The organism is Variovorax sp. YR266, assembly GCF_900107295.1.
Lineage (GTDB): Bacteria > Pseudomonadota > Gammaproteobacteria > Burkholderiales > Burkholderiaceae_C > Variovorax.
Genome location: NZ_FNPM01000010.1, coordinates 104,016 through 124,060, shown reverse-complemented (window position 1 = coordinate 124,060; position 20,045 = coordinate 104,016). Strand labels below are relative to the sequence as shown.

Below are 20,045 nucleotides of genomic sequence, written 5' to 3'. Positions count from 1 at the left end.
AACCCATGCTGACAGCAAAGAACATCCACCAGTACTACGGTGGCTCCCACATCCTCCGGGACGTGAGCTTCGAGGCAACGCTCGGCAAGGTCACGGTATTGCTGGGCCGCAACGGCGTAGGCAAGACCACGCTGCTGAAGTCGCTCATGGGCCTGGTGCCCATCAAGAGCGGCAGCATCGAACTCGAAGGCAAGCCCATCCACAAGGCCACGCCTTACGACAGGGCAAGAGCCGGCATCGGCTTCGTCCCGCAGGGCCGCGAGATCTTCGCGCGGCTCACGGTCGAGGAAAACCTGCGCATGGGCCTGGCCTACAAGAGCGGCAGCACGCCCATTCCGTCGGAGCTGTTCGACCTGTTCCCCGTGCTCAAGCAGATGATCAACAGAAGAGGCGGCGACCTCTCCGGCGGGCAGCAGCAGCAGCTCGCCATCGCCCGGGCCCTCGCGCCCAAGCCCAAGCTGCTGATCCTCGACGAGCCCACCGAGGGCATCCAGCCCAGCATCATCAAGGACATCGGCCGCGTCATCCGCATGCTGGCCGACCGTGGCGACATGGCCATCGTGCTGTGCGAGCAGTACTACGACTTCGCCCAGGAACTGGCCGACGACTACCTCGTGATGGAGCGCGGCGAGGTCATTGCCCGCGGCCTTGGCAAGGACATGGAAGCGCAGGGCGTGCGCCAGCTCGTCGCCATCTGAACCCCTGGGGCAGGGCTTCGAAGCCCTGCCAGTACAGGGCCTTGGGCAACTGCGTATCGGCAGGAATTCAGGGTTTACCCTAAAATCCGGCTTCTGCCCGCGGCCGCCGGGCACCTTCCCAGGAGCCTGGCCTTGAACGCCTCCCCACCCGCGCTGGACAGCGCGGACACCGATATTTCCGTTTCTTCTTCTCCCGCCGCACCCGTCAACTTCCTGCGCGCGGTGCTCGCACTTGGCGTCGGCGGCTTTGCCATCGGCACCGGCGAATTCGTCATCATGGGCCTGTTGCCCGAAGTGGCGAAGGACATCGACGTCAGCATCCCGCAGGCAGGCCACGTCATCAGCGCCTACGCGCTCGGCGTGGTCATCGGCGCGCCCGTGCTCGCGGTGCTCGCCGCAGGCTGGCGCCGCCGCGCGCTGCTGATCGCGCTCATGGCCGTGTTCGCGGCCGGCAACTTCGCCAGCGCGGCGGCCCCCAACTATTTACTGCTGAACCTGCTGCGCTTTGCCACCGGCCTGCCGCACGGCACCTACTTCGGCGTGGCCGCGCTCGTGGCCGCCACGCTCGCGCCACCGGGGCGCCGCGCGCGGGCCGTGGGGCTCGTCATGCTGGGGCTCACCGGCGCCACGCTGGTCGGCGTGCCCATCGCCGCCTGGCTGGGCCAGATCTTCGGCTGGCGCGCCGCCTTCGTGTTCGTCGGCGTGATCGCGCTGGTGGCCATCGCGCTGCTGCGCCGCGACATCCCCGACCTCGCAGCGCCCGCAGGCGCCAGCCCGTGGCGCGAACTCGGCGCGCTCAAGCGCAAGCAGGTGTGGTTCACGCTCGGCATCGGCGCCATCGGCTTCGGCGGCATGTTCTCGGTGTTCAGCTACATCAAGCCCACGCTCATCGAAGTGGCTGGCATGCCCATGGGCGGCGTGCCCTTCGTGCTGGCGCTGTTCGGCCTGGGCATGGTCACCGGCAACCTCGTGGGCTCGCGCCTGGCCGACAAGTCGCTCATGCGCACCATCGGCGGCCTGCTGGTCTATGCGGCGCTGGTGCTCGCGATGTTCACCTTCGCGGCGCACAACGTCTTTACCGCGGCGTTCAACGTGTTCCTCATCGGCACCACCGTGGCCATCGGCCCGGCGCTGCAGATCCGGCTGATGGACGTGGCCGGCGATGCGCAGACGCTCGCTGCCGCACTCAACCACTCGGCCTTCAACATGGCCAACGCGCTCGGCGCGTGGCTCGGCGGCGTGGCCATTGCCGCGGGCCTGGGCTGGACCTCGACCGGCTGGGTCGGCGCCTTACTGGCGCTGGCGGGCATGGGCGTGTTCGGTTGGGCGATTGCGAGCGCGCGTGCCGAAGCGCGCCGGCCCGAAACGGTTACTTGCTGAGGGCTGCGCCGCGTTCGCGCAGCAGCGACGCGAAGTGGCGAAGCTCCGTCGCGTTCAGGTCCGACACCGCCCACGCCTGCATGCCGCCCTGGGCCTTCGTCGACACCACGGCCCACGGCGTGAGCGCCACCGTGCCGGTGCCCAAGCCGCACACCATCGCCATCCGGCCCGACGGGCGTCAGGCCTACGTCGCGTCGCAGGAGCCCGGCCATTTCGCGCTGGTCGTGATCGACATGGCCACCCGCAGCGTGGTCACCGAGATCCCGCTCGACAAGCCGCCGCGCGACCTGGAGTTCGGCCACGACGGCAAGGCGCTGTACCTCACGCTGGCTGGCGTGCCCGCAGTGCAGGTGCTCGACCCCGCCACCAACCAGTGGAGCGCGCCGGTTCCCACGGGCGTGTCGCCGCACATCGCGCAGCACTTCGCGGGCATGGCCAGCGGGGTGGTGGTAGTGCAGGGCCCGGGCGAAGTCATGCTGTTCGACCCGGCCACGCGTGCGGCGGTGCGCAGCATCGGCGTGGGCAAGCAGCCGCATTGGCTCGACCTGTCGGCGGACGGCAAGAAGCTGTGGGTGAGCAACGAAGGCTCGAACGACGTCAGCGTGGTCGATCTTGCGGGTGGGCCGGTGCACACGGTGGCGGTGGGCAACGCGCCGCGCAAGGTCGCGGTGCAGCGCGTCGCGGCCGCCGAAGCCGCGCATGCCGGTAGCTCCAACCACGTGACTATCCGCAACTTCGCTTTCGAGCCCGCGCAGATCACCGTCAAGGCCGGTCAGCGCGTGAGCTGGCAGAACGACGACGGCGCGCCGCACGGCCTGGTCTTCAAGGACGGCTCGACGGGCATCGACCTGCTGCTGCCCGGCAAGGCCTTCGCCCGCGTCTTCGACAAGCCGGGCGTGTACGACTATGTCTGCTCGGTGCATCCGTACATGACGGCACGGGTCACGGTGGTGGGCTCGCAGCCAGGGTCCTGACTATCGGCTTTCATCCGGCCCGATTGACAGGGGCGAGCGAACCAGGGGACATTGCCCCGGATGAAGGAAGAAAGAATCTCGCGCCGACGCCTGCTGTGCGGCGGGCTGGCCGCCGCTTCGCTGGGCCATCCGTTCCTGCGGCTGAATGCGCAGCCGGCCACGGCGTCGCGCGATCCGTTCACGCTGGGCGTGGCCTCGGGCGTGCCGCGCGCCGACGGCTTCGTGCTCTGGACACGCCTGGCGCCAGAGCCGCTGCAGGGCGGCGGCATGGGCGATGCGCCCGTCGAAATGCGATGGGAAGTCGCCGACGACGAGGGCTTCAGGCGCGTCGTGGCGAAGGGCTCGGCCATCGCTACGGCCGAGCTTGCGCATTCGGTGCATGTCGAAGTACAGGGGCTGTCGCCGGGCCGCCCTTACTGGTATCGCTTCACGGTCGGCGGCGCACGCAGCCCGATTGGACGCACGCGCACCACGCTCACCGAGGACGACGGGACGCAGCAGCCGCTGCGCTTCGCCTTCGCCTCCTGCCAGCAGTACGAGCAGGGCTACTACGCCGCCTACCGCGACATGGCCGCGCAGCCGCTGGACTTCGTGGTGCACCTGGGCGACTACATCTACGAGAGCTCCTGGGGCTCGCGCCACGTGCGGCGCCACGAGGGCGGCACTCCCACGCAGCTGCCCGAGTTCCGCAACCGCTACGCGCTCTACAAGACCGATCCGCACCTGCAGGCCGCGCACGCCGCCTTTCCCTGGCTCGTGACCTGGGACGACCACGAGGTGGCCAACGACTACACGAACGACATGTCGCCGCGCACCTCGGACCCCGCGCAGTTCCTCGCGATCCGCGCCGCCGCCTACCAGGCGTGGTACGAGCACATGCCGGTGCCCGCCAGCATGCGCCCGCGCGGCGCCGATGCGCTCATCTACGGCCACCACCGCTTCGGCCGCATGCTCGACGTGCTGCTGACCGACGGGCGCCAGTACCGCTCGCACCACGCCTGTCTTTCGGGGCGCAGCGCCTCGCCGCTGGCCGACTGCGCCGACAGGCTCGCACCGCAGCGCAGCTTCTTCGGCGCGCAGCAGGAAGCCTGGCTGGCGCGCGAGCTGGCTGCGCCACCCGCGCGCTGGACCGTGCTCGCCCAGCCCACGCTGCTCGCCGAGGCCGACCGCAAGCGCGGCCCAGAGCACGGCTACTGGATGGACGGCTGGGACGGCTACGCCGCGGCCCGCGCCCGCCTGCTCGATGCGCTGGCCGCGCACAAGGCGCGCGGCGGCAATGCGCTGGTCGCCAGCGGCGACGTGCACGCCTTCTGGGCCGCCGACCTGCGGCGCGGCGACGCGCAGCAGGGCCCGGTGGTCGCCAGCGAGTTCGTCGGCGGCGCCATTACCTCCGAGGGGCCCAGCGCCGCCAGCGTGGCGAACATGCTCGCGAAGAACCCGCAACTGCGCTATGGCCGGGCGGACAGGCGTGGCTATACGCTCGCGACCCTCGACGCGCGTGGCTGCTCGATCGAGTTCCGCGTGGCGGACGACGAGAAGACGGCCGATTCGCCTGTCAGCCCCATGGCCCGCTTCTCGGTCGAGCTCGGCGCGCCCGGCGTGCACGCCGAGAGCACCTGAGTCGTAAACGCCCGGCGCCTGCAGGATTGCGCGGCCGTGCCTATGATGGCCGCCGCCGCGCAAGCCCCGTCTGCGTCTCTTTCACCCTTCCCTGAAGCGAGAACCGAACACCATGAGCATTCCCTCCACCCGCCTCGGCCGCACAGGCCTTACCGTGTCCCGCCTTGCCCTCGGCACCATGACCTTCGGCCTGCAGACCGACGAGACGGTGTCGCACCAGATCCTCGACAAGGCTGCCGAAGGCGGCATCAACTTCCTCGACACCGCCGACGTGTACCCGCTCGGCGGCACCGTCGAGACCACCGGCCGTACCGAAGAGATCATCGGCCGCTGGCTGCAGAAGCAGGGCCCCACGGGCCGCCGCCGTTTTGTCGTCGCCACCAAGGCGGTCGGCAAGGTCGGCCCCAACAGCTGGGACCAGGGCGCGTCGCGCAAGCACCTGCTGGACGCCATCGACGCCTCGCTCAAGCGGCTGCAGACCGACCACGTCGACCTGTACCAGCTGCACAGCGACGACCGCGAGACGCCGCTCGAAGAAAGCCTGGAGGCGCTCGACGTCATCGTGAAGTCGGGGCGGGCGCGCTACATCGGCGTGTCGAACTTCCTGGCCTACCGGCTGGCGCGCGCGTTGGGCAAGGCCGAGCTGCACAAGCTCACGCGCTATGTGTCGGTTCAGCCGCGCTACAGCCTGCTGTTCCGCGAGATCGAGCGCGAGCTGCTGCCGCTGGTTGGCGAAGAGGGGCTGGGCGTGATTCCCTACAACCCCCTGGCGGGTGGCCTGCTGACCGGCAAGTACAAGCCCGGAGCCAAGCCGGAGGAAAACACCCGCTTCACGCTCGGCACCGCCGGCAACATGTACCAGGACCGCTACTGGAACGAGCGCAGCTTCAACACCGTGACGCAGCTGCACGAGCTGGCCGACGAGGCGGGCGTGCCGCTGGCAACGCTGGCCGTGGCGTGGGTGATGGCGAATCCGCTGATCACCGCGCCGCTGCTCGGCGCGAGCCGGCCCGACCAGCTCGACGCGACGCTGGCCGCCGCCGAATACAAGCTCGATCCGGCGCTCAAGCAGAAGCTCGACGAGCTGACTGCCGAGTACCGCAAGGGCGATGCCCCGCGCTGACGCTGAAACTGTCAGAACTGTCAGTTAGTCGACAGCGAGGGGTTTGATGAGGGTGCCTAGAGTGCCCTCATCATGGTTCTTTCCGACGTACCTCCTCTCTCGCGCGCGGCCCTCGCGCTGGCCGTCATGGTCCTCGCAGGCTGCGCTGTCGGCCCCGACTACGTCCGCCCGCAGATGGACGTGCCGGTCGCCTACAAGGAAACCGGCGGCCCCTGGAAAACCGCTGCCCCGCAGACCATCGACGCCAGCCACCCTTGGTGGGACGCCTACGGCGACAGCACACTCAGCGCGCTGATCGTGCAGGCCAACGCGGCCAACCAGAACATCCGCGTCGCCGAGGCGCAGTACCGCGAGGCGCAAGCCATCACCGCGGCAGCGCGCGCCAACTTCTTCCCGACCGTCGGCATCAACGCCGGTGCCACCCGTGCACAAAGCAACAGCACCGGCACCGTCAAGCTAGGCACCACCGACACCCTCGGCCTCGCAGCCAGCTGGGAGCCCGACATCTGGGGCGCAGTGCGCCGCTCGGTCGAGGCCGGCAGCGCGAGCGAACAGGCCAGCGCCGACGACCTGGCCGGCGCGCGGCTCAGCATCCAGACCACGCTCGCGCAAGACTATTTGCAGATCCGCGTGATCGACCTGCAGCGCGACCTGTACGCCAGCACCACCACCGCCTACGCCAAGGCGCTTGAACTCACACAGCACCAGTACGCGGCCGGCACCGTGCTGCGCTCCGACGTGGCGCTGGCAGAAAGCCAGCTCAAGACGGCGCAGGCCCAGGCCGTGGACCTCGACGCCCAGCGCGCCCAGCTCGAACACGCCATCGCGGTGCTGACGGGGCAGGCGCCCGCGTCGTTCTCGCTGCCGGCGCTCGAATCGTCGTCGCAGCCGCCCACGGCCGAAACGCTTTCTTCGGCCGCCGCGCTGCGCGTGCAGCTCCCGGTCACGCCAACGGGCCTGCCTTCGGAGCTGCTCGAACGCCGCCCCGACATCGCCGGCGCCGAGCGCCGCGTGCAGGCAGCGAACGCCAACATCGGCGTGGCCAAGGCCGCGTACTTCCCGCAGATCGTGCTCAGCGCTAGCGGCGGCTTCAGCGCTGCCACGCTGGGCACGCTGTTCAACACGCCCAGCCGCGTGTGGTCGCTGGGCGCGGCGCTGGCGCAGACCGTGTTCGACGGCGGCTTGCGCAAGGCGCACACCGACCAGGCCGTGGCCACCTACGACGCCTCGGTCGCGCAATACAAGCAGACCGTGCTCGGCGGCTTCCAGCAGGTGGAAGACAACCTCGCCACCCTGCGCGTGCTCGACAACGAATCCGCCCTGCAGGCCGATGCCGTGCGCGCCGCGCAACTCGCCGAGCGCCTGGCCCTGAGCCAGTACCGCGCCGGCACCGCCACCTACCTCAGTGTGGTGACGGCGCAGACGCTCTCGCTCACCAACCAGCGCACGGCCGCGCAGGTGCTCGGCCGCCAGCTGGCCGCCAGCGTCTCGCTGATCGCGGCCACGGGCGGCGGCTGGAACGCCGCCGATGCCGCACAAAAGACTTCCGGAAATTGACGCCATGACGACGACCGCAGACACCACCACAACGCACCCCCTGTTCCAACGCCGCTCCACCTGGCTCGCGGCCGCCACGCTCGTGGTCGTGCTGGGCGGCGGCGCCTGGGCGCTCACCCACCACGCGGCCAACGCAGCCAAGCCCGATGCGCCCAAGACTCCGCCGGTGCAGGTGACCACCGCACGCGTCACGCCGCAGACCGTGCAGGTCTATCGCTCGGGCATCGGCACCGTCGCCTCGATGGCCACCGTTACCGTCAAGGCGCGCATCGATGGCCAGCTCGACAAGGTCGGCTTCGTCGAAGGGCAGGACGTGAAGGCCGGCCAACTGCTCGCGCAGCTCGACCCGCGCACGCTGCAGGCCCAGCTCGCGCAGGCGCAGGCCACCAAGGCGAAGGACCAGGCCACGCTCGTCAATGCACGCGCCGACCTCAAGCGCTACACCACGCTGCTCTCGCAAGACGCCGCCACGCAGCAGCAGGTCGACACGCAGAAGGCCCTGGTCAACCAGCTCGAAGCCACCGTGCAGAACGACGCGGCGCAGGTGCAATTCGCCGAAGTGCAGCTGAGCTTCACGCGCATCTCGTCGCCCATGAACGGCCGCGTCGGCGCGCGGCTGGTGGACCCGGGCAACATCGTTCACGCGACCGACACCAGCGGCCTCGTCGTCATCAACCAGATCGACCCCATCGCCGTGCAGTTCACGCTGCCTGAAGACGCGGTGCAGGACATCAACCGCGTGCAGCAGCAAAGCGCGCAGCCGCTCTCCGTGGTGGCCTTTGACCGCAGCGGCGCGCAGATGCTGGGCACCGGCAAGCTGATCTTGCTGAACAACCAGATCGACACCACCAGCGGCACCGTGCAGCTCAAGGGCAGCTTCGCCAACCCGCAGCACACGCTGTGGCCAGGCCAGTACGTCAACGTGCGGCTGCAGCTAGACCGCAGGCCCGATTCGCTCACCGTGCCCGCCGCCGCCATCCAGCGCGGACAGGACAACACCTACGTCTGGGTGGTCGACGCCGAGAACAAGGCCGAGAACGTGCCCGTGCACGTGGTGCAGATCGCCGACGGCACGGCAGTCGTCGACAAGGGCCTGACGGCCGGCCAGCGCGTGGTGGTCGACGGCCAGTACAAACTCAAGCCCGGCGCCACCATCGTCGAGCCACCGCCCGCCGCCAAGAATGCAGATGGCAAAGATGGCAAGAAGGCCGCCAGCGGGAGCAGCAATTGAGCATCTCCGCCGCATTCATCAAGCGCCCCATCGGCACCACGCTGCTGGCGCTGGCCATCCTGCTGGTCGGCGCGGCGGTGTTTCCGCTGCTGCCGGTGGCGCCGCTGCCGCAGGTCGACTTTCCGACCATCCAGGTTTCGGCCAACCTGCCGGGCGCGAGCCCGGAAACCATGGCCTCCAACGTCGCTCAGCCGCTGGAGCGGCAGTTCTCGCTGATCGCGGGGCTGTCGCAGATGACGTCCACCAGCGGCCTCGGCTCCACGCAGATCACGCTGCAGTTCGACCTCGACCGCAGCATCGACGCCGCCGCGCTCGACGTGCAGGCCGCCATCAACGCATCAACCGGCCAGCTGCCCGCCAACCTGCCGAGCCCGCCCACCTTCCGCAAGGTGAACCCGGCCGACGCGCCCATCCTGATTCTCTCGGTGCAGTCGAAGACGCTGCCGCTCACCGAGGTGAACGACTACGCCGACAACATCCTCGCGCAGCAGATCTCGCAGATCTCCGGCGTGGGCCTGGTCAACATCGGCGGTGTGCAGAAGCCGGCCGTGCGCATCCAGGTCGACCCGGCCAAGCTCGCTGCGCTTGGCCTGAGCCTTGAAGATGTGCGCACCGTGCTTGCCTCGGCCACCGTCAATGCGCCCAAGGGCACCATCGACGGGCCGAACCAGAGCTTCACCGTCTACACCAACGACCAGTTGCTGAAGGCCCAGCCATGGAATGACGTGGTGCTGGCCTACCGCAACGGCGCGCCCATTCGCGTGCGCGACCTGGGCGTGGCGGTCGATGGCCCCGAGAACGCCAAGATCGCCGGCTGGGCCTACGCAGGCGCCGCCGCGCCCGAAGGCAGCAACGTGCAGAACGGCCGCTCCATCGTGCTCGCCATCACCAAGCAGCCAGGCGCCAACGTCATCGAAACGGTAGACCGCATCAACGCCGCGCTGCCGCGGCTGAAGGCGTCGATTCCGCCCACGGTGGACGTCAACGCCATCATCGACCGCACGCAGACCATTCGCGCCTCGGTGAAGGATGTGGAGTTCACGCTGCTGCTGACCATCGCGCTCGTGGTGGCCGTGATCTTCGTGTTCCTGCGCAACGTGCCGGCCACGCTCATTCCCAGCGTGACGGTGCCGCTCGCGCTGCTGGGCACGGTGGCGGTGATGTACCTGCTGGGCTACAGCCTCGACAACCTCTCGCTCATGGCGCTGACCATCGCGGTCGGCTTCGTGGTGGACGACGCCATCGTGATGCTGGAGAACATCTACCGCTACGTGGAAGAGGGCATGTCGGCCGTCGAGGCCGCCTACAAGGGCGCGAGCGAAATCGGCTTCACCATCATCTCGATCTCGGTGTCGCTGGTGGCGGTGTTCATTCCGCTGCTGCTCATGGGCGGCATCGTGGGGCGTCTCTTTCGCGAGTTTGCGGTAACGGTCACGCTCACCATCGTGGTGAGCGTGGTGATCTCGCTCACGCTCACGCCCATGCTGTGCTCGCGCTTCCTGAAGAACGAGCACGGCAACAAGCACGGGCGCCTGTACCAACTGTTCGAGCGCGGCTTCGACGCCATGCTCAACGGCTACAAGCGCGGGCTGCACGTGGTGCTCGACCACCAGTTCATCACGCTGATGGTGTTCATTGCCACGGTGGCTGCTACCGGCGTGCTGTTCGCGATCATCCCGAAGGGCTTCTTCCCGCAGCAGGACACCGGCTTCATCTCGGGCTTTGCCGAGTCGGCTCAAGACGCATCCTTCGCGTCGATGAACGCCCGCATGCTCGAGCTGGCCGACGTGGTGCGCAAGGACCCTGACGTGACCGGCTTCGGCATGAACGGCAGCTCGTCCACCTACAACACCGGCAACTTCTTCATCAGCCTGAAGCCCAAGGACGAAGGCCGCACCGCCACCGCCGACGAGATCATCACGCGCCTGCGCCCGCAGCTCGCCAAGGTGCAAGGCGTGAACCTGTTCCTGCAGGCCGGGCAAGATATTCGCGTGGGCGGACGCGCCTCGCGCACGCAGTACCAGTACACGGTGACTGACGCCAACCTCGACGAGCTCAACACCTGGGCACCCCAGTTGCTCGCGCGCTTCAAGCAGCTGCCAGAAATCACCGACCTGGCCTCCGACCAGCAGAACGCCGCGGCGTCCGCCGTGCTCACCATCGACCGCGACCGCGCGTCGAGCTTCGGCATTTCTCCCGCCACCATCGACGCCACGCTTTACGACGCCATCGGCCAGCGCCAGGTGGCGCAGTACTTCACGCAGCTCAACAGCTACCACGTGGTGCTGGAGGTAACGCCCGAGCTGCAGCAAGACCCGTCGCTCTTCAGCAAGCTGTACCTCAACTCGCCGCTCACCGGACAGCAGGTGCCGCTGTCGACCTTCGTGAAGGTGGACACCAGCAAGACGGCCTACCTGTCGATCAGCCACCAGGGCCAGTTCCCGGCGGTGACCATCTCGTTCAACCTCGCGCCGGGCCATGCGCTGGGCGACGCGGTGAACGCCATCAACAAGGCGCAGGCCGAGATGGGCCTGCCGCAGTCGCTCACCGGTTCGTTCCAGGGCACGGCGCAGGCCTTCCAGGACTCGCTCGCCTCGCAGCCCTACCTGATCGCGGCTGCGCTGGTGGCGGTGTACATCGTGCTGGGCCTGCTGTATGAGAGCTACATCCACCCGCTGACGATTCTGTCGACGCTGCCCTCGGCCGGCGTGGGAGCCTTGTTGATATTGATGGCAGGCGGCTACGACCTGAGCGTGATTGCGCTGATCGGCATCATCCTGCTGATCGGCATCGTGAAGAAGAACGGCATCATGATGATCGACTTCGCGCTCAAGGCCGAGCGCGAGCAGGGCATGTCGCCGCACGACGCCATCTACCAGGCCTGCCTGCTGCGCTTCCGCCCGATCATGATGACCACCATGTGCGCGCTGCTCTCTGGCCTGCCGCTGATGCTGGGCCACGGCTCGGGCTCCGAGCTGCGCCGGCCGCTGGGCTACGCGATGGTCGGCGGGCTGATACTCTCGCAGGCACTCACCCTGTTCACCACGCCGGTGGTCTACCTCTACCTGGACCGTGCCCACTACTGGTACATGAATCGCAAGGAAGCGCGCAAGGCCCGCAAGGCAGCGAAGGAAGGCAAGGCCCCGGTGCCGGCCGAGGCGCACTGATGAGCGCCGGCTGACATCACGGACAGGGACGGAGACAGAGACAAAAACGCCATGAAGATCCTGATAGTCGAAGACGAGCTGAGAACCGCGGACTACCTCTCCAAGGGGTTGACCGAGCAGGGCTGCGCCGTCGACATGGCGCACAACGGCATCGACGGCCAGCACCTGGCGCTCACGCACGACTACGACGTGATCGTGCTCGACGTGATGCTGCCCGGGCAGGACGGCTTCTCGGTGCTGCGCGCGCTGCGTGCCGTCAAGCAGACGCCGGTCATCATGCTCACCGCGCGCGACAGCGTGGAAGACCGCATCAAGGGCCTGCACGAAGGCGCGGACGACTACCTCGTCAAGCCCTTCTCGTTTCTCGAGCTGCTGGCGCGGCTGCAGGCGCTGAACCGGCGTGGCCGCAAGCAGGAGCCGATGCAGCTGCGCATTGCCGACCTGCAGGTCGACCTGCTGGCGCGCAAGGCTTTTCGTGGCAGTGGTGGCGGCAACACGCGCATCGACCTCACGGCCAAGGAGTTTGCGCTGCTGGCCGTGCTGGCACGGCGCCAGGGCGAGATCCTGTCGAAGACCGCCATCGCCGAGCTGGTGTGGGACATGAATTTCGACAGCAACACCAACGTGGTCGAGGTGGCCATCAAGCGGCTGCGCGACAAGATAGACGTGCCCTTCAGCCCGAAGCTGCTGCACACCATCCGCGGCATGGGCTATGTGATGGAAGTGCGCGACGGCGACAGCAACACCGCCGAGGGGGAGGGCGCCGCACCGTGAAGCGCTCGATCACCGCGCGGCTGGTCATCATGTTCGCCGCGGCGGCGCTCGCGACCTTTGCGCTGACCGGCTTCGCGCTGCACAGGGTGCTGATTCGCGAGCTGGACCGGCACCAGTACGAAGAGCTCGACACCACGCTCAAGAGCCTGCAGTTCTGGATCAAGGCCATCGACACCCCCGAGCGCTGGACCCGCGTGCAGGCGCGCATGGACGCGCTCACGCCAGAGGACGGCAGCGTGCGCTTCTGGGTGCTAAGTGACGATCCGCGCTTCCAGTACGGCAAGGGCCTGGCCGAAATCGACGGGCTCACGCGCGAGGCCAACGGCCACACCAGCAGCGTCGTGCTGCCGGGGCAGGAGAGGCCGTTTCGCACGCTGTCCGTGCACATCGAGCCCCATGCGCAGCGGCCGGCCGTACGGCTGATCGTCGGGCGCAACACCGAGCCTTATGCGCGCACGCGCCAGACCTTTCTGACCGCGCTGGCCGCGCTCGGGCTGGGGTCGGCGCTGGTGGTGGCCATTGCCGGCTACTGGATCGCGCGCGTGGGCCTGCGGCCGCTGGAGCGGCTTTCGGCCGAGGCGCAGGCGCTGCGGCCCAAGACCTTGTCGCAGCGGCTGCAGTCGGGGGCCTTGCCGGTCGAACTCTCGGCGCTGGCCGAGGCCTTCAACGGTGCACTGAACAGGCTCGAAGAGGCCTACGGCCAGCTCGAATCATTCAACGCCGACGTGGCGCACGAACTGCGCACGCCGCTGGCCAACCTCATCGGCAGCACGCAGGTGGCGCTGTCGCGCCAGCGCAGCGCGGGCGAGTTCCAGGAGGTGCTGCAGGCCAACCTCGAAGACCTGGAGCGCGTGCGCTCCATCGTCAACGACATGCTGTTCCTCGCGCGCGCCGACCGCGGCGAAGTGGCGACCGGGCTGGTGCTCACGCCCGTGGCGCAGGAAGTGCGCAAGACCATCGAGTTCTTCGAGTTCGTGCTCGACGAGACGCGCACGCAGGTCGCCATCGAGGGCGACGTGCTGGCCGAGGCGCGGCTGGAAAGCGCGCTGTTCCGCCGCGCCATGTCGAACCTGCTGCAGAACGCCATAGAGCATTCGAAGCCGGGGGCACAGATTGCCGTGACGCTGCGCGAAGAAGCCGCCTCGACGTGGATCACCGTGTCGAACCCGGGCGCACCCATCGACGAGCAGCATCTGCAGCACCTGTTCGATCGGTTCTACCGCGTCGATGCCGCACGCAACGACGGCGGCGAGCATCACGGCCACGGGCTGGGGCTGGCCATCGTGAAGGCGGTGGCGAGCATGCACGGAGGCCAGGTGAGCGCATCGAGCGAAGGCGGCCTGAACACCTTTGGTTTCAGCGTGGCGCGCCCCCCTGAAAAACTCGCTGGCTGAAGCCGCCCGCCAATGGCCTGTGCCCAGTACGTTCTTGGGCCATGCCCGAGAATCGCGGTTCGCATGAACCGCACGCAACCACCGCAAATTCATCCAGCATCCGGACAAGGGCAGCCATGGCGCAGCTGATGTCCCTGCTTGTGCAGAACGCGATCCTGGTGGTGTTTGCCGCCAGTTTTGCCGCACGCCTTGGGCTGCCGGTGCCGGCGGCCGCGGTGCTGGTGGTGACGGGTGCGCTGCTGGCGGCGGGCGATGTCTCGGTGCCCGGCGTGGTGGCGGCCGCGGTCGTCGCCAACCTGCTGGGCGACGGTGCGTGGTTCTATGCCGGACGGCGCTTCGGCTACCGCTTCATGCGCCTGCTGTGCCGCATCTCGCTGTCGCCCGACACCTGCGTGCGGCGCGGCGAATCGCTCATTACCGACTGGGGCGGCATGTCGCTCGTGGCCGCCAAGTTCGTGCCGGGCGTGTCGGTGGTGGCGCCGCCCATGGCGGGAGCGCTGGGCATGTCGGTGCGGCGCTTCATCGGCTTCGACATTGGCGCAGCGCTGGTCTGGACGGGGCTCTTCCTCGGGCTGGGCTGGGTGTTCCGCAACCAGATCCAGGAAGTGCTGGCCGTCATGGCGCAGGCCGGCGGCATTGCCACGGCCGCGCTGGGGGTGCTGTTGCTGGTGATCCTCGCGGTGCGCTACTGGCGCCGGCGGGCCTTCATGCGGCTCACGGGCATGCCGCGCATCTCGGTGGAAGAGCTGCACGACTTGCTGAACGGGGAAGAGCCACCGCTGGTGATCGACGTGCGCGGCCAGGCCGGCATGCAGGTCGACCCGCGCCGCATTCCGGGTGCAGAGGCGTACACGCTCAAGGCGCTGCAGCAGCGCAGCCTCGACCTGTCGCATGCATCCGGGCGCGTCGTGGTGCTGTACTGCAACTGCCCCAACGAGGTGTCGGCCGCGCAGGCTGCACGCGTGCTGCTGGCGCGCGGTGCGCGGCGGGCCCTGCCGCTGACCGGTGGGCTCGACGCATGGGTGGCCTCGGGCCGGCCCACCAGCGTGGACTGACCTCGCGCCTGCAGTAATCGGCCCTGCGTGCTAAGGTGCCCGGGCTTCGGGTTAACCCCTAAGCCCACCCCCCTTCGCAACTGGCAACCGGGACTCCTCGTGTCTTCTTCCGCTCCCACAGCCTCTCCGGCCGCTTCGACCGCAACAGGCCTCACGCCCGCGCTCACGCTGGTCTTCGCCATCGCCTGCGGTCTGTGCGTGGCCAACATCTACTACGCCCAGCCGCTGATCGGCCCCATCTCCGACACGCTGCAGCTGCACGCCGGGCTGGCCGGCCTGATCATGACGCTCACCCAGCTCGGCTACGGCGCCGGCCTTCTGCTGCTGGTGCCGCTGGCCGACGTGGTCGAGAACCGCAGGCTCATCGTCGGTGCGCTGTTCGGCGCGGTTATCGGGCTGGTGGGCATTGCGCTCTCGGACTCGGCCGTTACCTTTCTTGCTGCCTCCTTCGTGGTTGGCACATGCGCGGTTGCGGCGCAGGTGCTGTTGCCCTTCGCCTCGCACCTCGCGCCGGAGGCCACGCGCGGCAAGGTGGTCGGCAACATCATGGCCGGGCTGCTGGGCGGGATCATGCTGGCGCGGCCCTTTGCCAGCGTGGTGGCATCGGCGCTGGGCTGGCGCGCGGTGTTCTGGCTGTCGGCCGTTCTGATGGCCACCCTCATCGCCGTGCTGTGGCGCGTGCTGCCGCAGCGGCAGCCGCATGCCTCGGTGGGCTATGCGCGCACCATGGCATCGCTGCCCGGCATCGTGTGGAACACGCCGCTGCTGCGCCGGCGCGGCTTCTACCAGGGGATGATGTTCTCCGGCTTCCAGGCCTTCTGGACGGCCGTGCCGCTGGCGCTGGTGCATGAGTTCGGTATGGGGCAGCGCGGCATTGCGCTGTTCGCACTGGCCGGTGCTGCCGGCGCGCTGATGGCACCGCTGGCGGGCCGGCTGGCCGACAGGGGGCTGACGCGGCCCGCCACAGGAGCCGCCATCGTCGTCGCACTGCTTTCCTTCGTGCTCGGCGCAATCGCCATGCACTACCACTCGCTGGCCGGGCTGGTCGCGGGGGGCATCCTGCTCGACGGGGCGGTGCAGCTGTGCCAGGTGCTCAACTTCCGCAGCCTGTTCATGCTGGCGCCCGAACTGCGTGGCCGGCTCAATGGGCTGTTCATGACCTTCATCTTCATCTGCGCCGCAGTGGCCTCGGGCATTGCAGCTGCCGTGTATGCCTTCCACGGATGGAGCGGCTTGTGCCTGCTGGGCGGCGGCTATGTGCTGCTGGCGCTGCTCTACTACGCGACCGAGTTCCGCCAGCAACCTTCGGCCGTGCCCGTCGGCAGGTAGCAGACGCAAACGACCGTAGACTCGTTCGCTTTGCGTTTGCATTCAATGAGCTCGCCGATTTTTTCGCGGTCCATTCAGGTAACCCAAACCGACGCGAGCGGTATCTGGCCCATCCTGATGCTTTGCGTGGCTTACTCCGCATTGATGGTCGCAGGGGCTGCATGGGTTATCGACCTGGATGCGAAGGGCTGGTACATCGCGCGCGACATGGTGGCCATGCTTGCGCTCATGGCGCTGTGGCTGGTGGGCCTGGTGTTCGTCGTGCGTGCATGGATCTGGGTCGAAACGCATTGGCTGCAATCGGCCAAAGGCCGGGCAAAGGCGTTCAACGAATGCACGCGTGTCGACATCGGCGAAGGCGGTTTCTCCGTGCAAGGGCTTGGCCATGTCGATTGGATCGACGTGCTGACCCTCGAAGGGATTCCCGACAGCGACAACTATCTGATCGTTCACACACGGCCATTCAAGAAGCTGATGTTGACGGCACCTGTCGATGAACTGGCGCCGGTCATCAACCACTATCTCGCGCTGAGAAGCAGCGTCAAGGCAACGCAAGCGGGCACTCTGCAAAGCCGCGCCATGGTTTTTTGCTGGCGATGCTTTCTCGCCTGGATCTGGGCGGGGTATGCGTTGGCTGGCGCCGCAGGCATCGCGTTGCTCCTCAACGTGCCAGATGCAGGATTCATGAAAACCATGGTGGGCCTCTGCGTGCTCATGCCACTGATCGCGTGGCTGGTCTGGGCCATTCCTGTCTCGCAGATCAGCACCTTTTCGCATTCGCAGGTGCGAGCCTTCGAACTCGACGGCACGCGGCTGCGCAGCATCGACGGTGCTTGGCAATTCGACCTGCTGCGAGCTCGCGTCAGCCGTCGCCGTGCCAGCGGTATCGGCTACGAATTCACTTTCATGACCATTCGCCCGGAGTCGGGAAAGAGGCTCGATCTGATACTGGAAGGCGGGCCCGATCAGGAGGCGTTGCTGGACGCCTTGAGCGATCGAGGCTTGCTGCCTGCGATGAACCCGCAAGGCTGAACGCCCGGGCCCCACGGGGGAGCCGGGGCGAAAGTGCTCAGTGGTAGCCTTGCCACCCGATGAATCTCCGCACCAAGATCGTTGCGCTGGCCGTTGCACCTTTGCTCATCGCACTGGTGCTGGTGGCCCTCGCGGTGCGCCACCAGGAGCACGACCTCGCCCAGCGCGAGCGAGCCCTCATCGAGCGCAGCTACATGGACCAGCGCCGCAGCGAGCTGCGCAGCTATGTCGAACTGGCCGTGAGCAACCTGCTGCCGCTGTACGAGTCAGGCCAGGACGACGAAGCCACCCGCAACGAGGCCCTGCGCCGCCTGGCCTCGCTCAACTACGGCGACGATGGCTACTTCTTCGTGTACGACCTGGAGGGCAACTCCCTCATGCACTCGCGCCAGCCCGAGCTGGTTGGCCAGAACCTGTGGGAGCTGCGCGACTCGCACGGCCGCTACACCATTCAGGAGCTGATAAAGGGCGCGAAAGAAAACGGCGGCGGCTACGTCGAATACGAATGGCGCAAGCCGTCGAGCGCGCAGATGGCGCCCAAGCTCGGCTACGTGACCGCCATGCCGCGCTGGAACTGGATGGTCGGCACCGGCCTGTACCTCGACGACATCCAGTCGACCATGGACACCCTCGACCGGCAGATGAACGCCAACGTTACCGCCACCCTGCTGTGGATAGCCGGCATTGCCGCGCTGTGCCTCGGCGTGGTCAGCGCCGCCGGCCTGCTGCTGAATCTGAGCGAGCACCGCACCGCGGAAGCCAAGCTGCGCCTGCTCGCGCGGCGCGTGGTGCAGTCGCAGGAAGAAGAGCGCGGCCACCTCGCGCGCGAACTGCACGACGGCACCAGCCAGACGCTGGTGTCGGCCAAGCTGCTGATCGAATCGGCAGTCGAATCGCTCGACCGCCAGCGTCAGCCCACACCACCCGCGCTGGCCAAGGCACTGCAGCGGCTCAACGATTCGCTGATTGAAGTGCGCCGCATATCGCACCGGCTGCGCCCCGCCTTGCTCGACACCCTGGGCCTGCCCGCCGCGCTGGAGCGGCTGGTCGACGAGTTCAGGGAAGAGGGCGGCGTCGACGCGTCGATGATGATGGGCGGCGAATCATTCGAGCTGCAGCCCGAGGTGAAGACCGCGCTCTTCCGCCTGACGCAAGAGGCGCTGACCAATGTGCGCAAGCACGCGCACGCGCAGCACGTGAACATTGCGCTGCACTTCGACGAAGAAGAAGGCGTGCGGCTCGAAGTGAGCGACGACGGCACCGGCTTCGACATACAGGCCGTGCAGCTCGACCCCCGGCGCGGCATTGGCCTGCGCAACATGCGCGAGCGCATGGAGGCCATTGGCGGGCGGCTCATCATGTGCAGCAACGCAGGGCGCACATCCATCGAGGCCGAAGTGCCGACCCGCAGCGCGAGGGCAGCCGAAGAAGCGCCCGCATCCATCACATGACGACGACCAAGACCATCCGGCTTTTTCTTGTCGACGACCATCCGCTGGTGCGCGACGGCCTGCGCGCCCGGCTCGGCTCCATGCCCAACCTGGAGATCGTCGGCGAGGCCGGCAGCGCGGCCGAAGCGCTCGCGCAGGTAGACAGCGTGCAGCCCGACCTGATGCTGATGGACGTCGGCATGAAGGACATGAACGGCATCGAGCTCGCAGCCCTGCTGCTGCAACGCCAACCCGCGACGCACATCGTGATGCTCAGCATGTACGACAACCCCGAGTACGTGCAGAAGGCACTGCAGGTGGGCGCGCGCGGCTATGTGCTCAAAGACGCGCCCGCGGCCGAGATAGTCGCGGCCATCGAGGCCGTTTCGGCCGGCGGCACATTCCTGAGCCCGGCTGTGTCGAAGAAGCTGTTTCGCACGCAGGAGCCGCGGCCGCTGCTAACGCCGCGCGAAAGCGAGATTCTTTCGGCGCTGGGGCGAGGGGAGTCGAGCAAGCAGATTGCCCGTGACCTGGGGCTGAGCGTGCGCACGGTGGAGGCGCACCGGCAGAGCATCAAGCGGCGGCTGGGCATTGAAGGGCAGGCGGAGCTCATCAAATACGCGGTGGAGCACGCGCGGGAGTTTAGGCAGCGCTCGTGAACTTCAGCGACTGACTGTCAGAGCTTTGTGTATTGGCGCTGGCGCCCGGCGAATACCTGAGCTATTCGAGAAATTCTCGGCAGAAGTTTCTTCCTGCGCCGGGCTGGTTTTCTCTACAGTGAATGCCCCTGTGATTGAACGACCCGCTATGTGGGTGAGGAAGGCGGCATACACAACCAACACCAACAACCAGATGAATGAATGAACCGCTTCGCTTCACGGCGGGCTATCGGTGCGACGCGCATCGATGCGAACGTGAGGCACAAAAGGCGACGGCCAAGGTGCGCGAACACCTTGACCGTCTAACCAAGTGACGTGCATTAACTTTGGAAAGAGAGCACACCAAATGGCTGAACGAATTATGGCCGGGCCTGCGAGGCCGGCATCTGCGGACGCGACCGCCACGGCACGGGATCCGTCCGATCTTCTTGAGAACAAGCTGGAGCAGTTGAACTCACTGCTGTGGTGCTTCTACGGCGCAGGGGATGGATGGTTCCAGGACGCAGGAGAGGCGCATCGGGAGAATCTGCTTTGGATTGCTTCTGATTTGGCGCGGGAGGCGGTGGAGTTGTTTCAGGAGAGCGCGCGAGAGCAGGGCGTTCCAATTCAGATGTGAGCGCGC

At 67.6% G+C, this 20,045-nt stretch carries 17 protein-coding genes; 16 read left to right on the top strand and 1 reads right to left on the bottom strand.

Translation table 11 applies throughout. The annotated features are described in order from the left end of the window. Positions 1 to 5 precede the first annotated feature (5 nt). Together urtE and BLW48_RS25100 are read left to right on the top strand one after the other, a co-directional pair. Positions 6 to 698, top strand: coding sequence for an urea ABC transporter ATP-binding subunit UrtE (urtE, locus tag BLW48_RS25105; RefSeq protein WP_093178116.1), 693 nt, complete (start codon positions 6 to 8; stop codon positions 696 to 698). A gap of 132 nt (positions 699 to 830) precedes the next feature. Beyond that, entirely contained in the window at positions 831 to 2,078 is a 1,248-nt protein-coding gene (locus tag BLW48_RS25100; protein ID WP_093178114.1) for an MFS transporter, read from the top strand. On the opposite strand, the gene BLW48_RS35480 is transcribed toward BLW48_RS25100, so the two are convergent. Continuing rightward, positions 2,068 to 2,223 (bottom strand): hypothetical protein, encoded by a 156-nt coding sequence (locus tag BLW48_RS35480; protein ID WP_177142396.1) that lies wholly within the window; start codon positions 2,221 to 2,223, stop codon positions 2,068 to 2,070. The two genes, BLW48_RS25100 and BLW48_RS35480, sit on opposite strands and share 11 nt — an antisense overlap. Between BLW48_RS35480 and BLW48_RS25095 the strand changes: the two genes are divergently transcribed. The 14 genes from BLW48_RS25095 to BLW48_RS25030 all read left to right on the top strand — a co-directional run bounded on the left by BLW48_RS25095 (position 2,198) and on the right by BLW48_RS25030 (position 20,039). Further along, a complete protein-coding gene (locus BLW48_RS25095) occupies positions 2,198 to 3,052 on the top strand; it encodes a plastocyanin/azurin family copper-binding protein (protein WP_256330911.1) in 855 nt (284 codons plus the stop codon). The genes BLW48_RS35480 and BLW48_RS25095 overlap by 26 nt on opposite strands. 60 nt (positions 3,053 to 3,112) lie before the next feature. Beyond that, positions 3,113 to 4,672, top strand: a complete 1,560-nt coding sequence (locus tag BLW48_RS25090) for an alkaline phosphatase D family protein (RefSeq protein WP_093178113.1) — start codon at positions 3,113 to 3,115, stop codon at positions 4,670 to 4,672. Positions 4,673 to 4,784: 112 nt separating this feature from the next. Continuing rightward, positions 4,785 to 5,795: an aldo/keto reductase gene (locus BLW48_RS25085; RefSeq protein ID WP_093178111.1), complete on the top strand. Its 1,011-nt coding sequence runs from the start codon at positions 4,785 to 4,787 to the stop codon at positions 5,793 to 5,795. Between the two features lie 72 nt (positions 5,796 to 5,867). Further along, positions 5,868 to 7,352: an efflux transporter outer membrane subunit gene (locus BLW48_RS25080; RefSeq protein WP_093178109.1), complete on the top strand. Its 1,485-nt coding sequence runs from the start codon at positions 5,868 to 5,870 to the stop codon at positions 7,350 to 7,352. Positions 7,353 to 7,356: 4 nt separating this feature from the next. Continuing rightward, a complete protein-coding gene (locus tag BLW48_RS25075) occupies positions 7,357 to 8,583 on the top strand; it encodes an efflux RND transporter periplasmic adaptor subunit (RefSeq protein ID WP_093178107.1) in 1,227 nt (408 codons plus the stop codon). Next, positions 8,580 to 11,750 (top strand): efflux RND transporter permease subunit, encoded by a 3,171-nt coding sequence (locus BLW48_RS25070; protein ID WP_093058626.1) that lies wholly within the window; start codon positions 8,580 to 8,582, stop codon positions 11,748 to 11,750. The genes BLW48_RS25075 and BLW48_RS25070 overlap by 4 nt, the downstream gene beginning before the upstream one ends. Positions 11,751 to 11,801: 51 nt before the next feature. Further along, positions 11,802 to 12,524, top strand: coding sequence for a heavy metal response regulator transcription factor (locus BLW48_RS25065; RefSeq protein WP_093058627.1), 723 nt, complete (start codon positions 11,802 to 11,804; stop codon positions 12,522 to 12,524). Further along, the gene (locus BLW48_RS25060; protein ID WP_093077206.1) at positions 12,521 to 13,918 is read left to right on the top strand and encodes a heavy metal sensor histidine kinase; all 1,398 of its coding nucleotides are present in this window, start codon (positions 12,521 to 12,523) and stop codon (positions 13,916 to 13,918) included. The genes BLW48_RS25065 and BLW48_RS25060 overlap by 4 nt, the downstream gene beginning before the upstream one ends. 128 nt (positions 13,919 to 14,046) lie before the next feature. Next, positions 14,047 to 14,973, top strand: a complete 927-nt coding sequence (locus BLW48_RS25055) for a VTT domain-containing protein (protein WP_256330910.1) — start codon at positions 14,047 to 14,049, stop codon at positions 14,971 to 14,973. A gap of 99 nt (positions 14,974 to 15,072) precedes the next feature. Continuing rightward, the gene (locus BLW48_RS25050; RefSeq protein WP_093178104.1) at positions 15,073 to 16,302 is read left to right on the top strand and encodes an MFS transporter; all 1,230 of its coding nucleotides are present in this window, start codon (positions 15,073 to 15,075) and stop codon (positions 16,300 to 16,302) included. Positions 16,303 to 16,347: 45 nt separating this feature from the next. Then, positions 16,348 to 17,334 carry a hypothetical protein gene (locus BLW48_RS25045; RefSeq protein WP_093178102.1) on the top strand — a complete coding sequence of 329 codons (987 nt, stop codon included), beginning with the start codon at positions 16,348 to 16,350 and terminating at the stop codon, positions 17,332 to 17,334. Positions 17,335 to 17,393: 59 nt separating this feature from the next. Next, positions 17,394 to 18,785, top strand: coding sequence for a cache domain-containing protein (locus BLW48_RS25040; protein WP_093178100.1), 1,392 nt, complete (start codon positions 17,394 to 17,396; stop codon positions 18,783 to 18,785). Then, positions 18,782 to 19,423, top strand: a complete 642-nt coding sequence (locus BLW48_RS25035; RefSeq protein WP_093178098.1) for a response regulator transcription factor — start codon at positions 18,782 to 18,784, stop codon at positions 19,421 to 19,423. The genes BLW48_RS25040 and BLW48_RS25035 overlap by 4 nt, the downstream gene beginning before the upstream one ends. 346 nt (positions 19,424 to 19,769) lie before the next feature. Beyond that, positions 19,770 to 20,039: a hypothetical protein gene (locus tag BLW48_RS25030; protein WP_093178097.1), complete on the top strand. Its 270-nt coding sequence runs from the start codon at positions 19,770 to 19,772 to the stop codon at positions 20,037 to 20,039. Positions 20,040 to 20,045 lie beyond the last annotated feature (6 nt).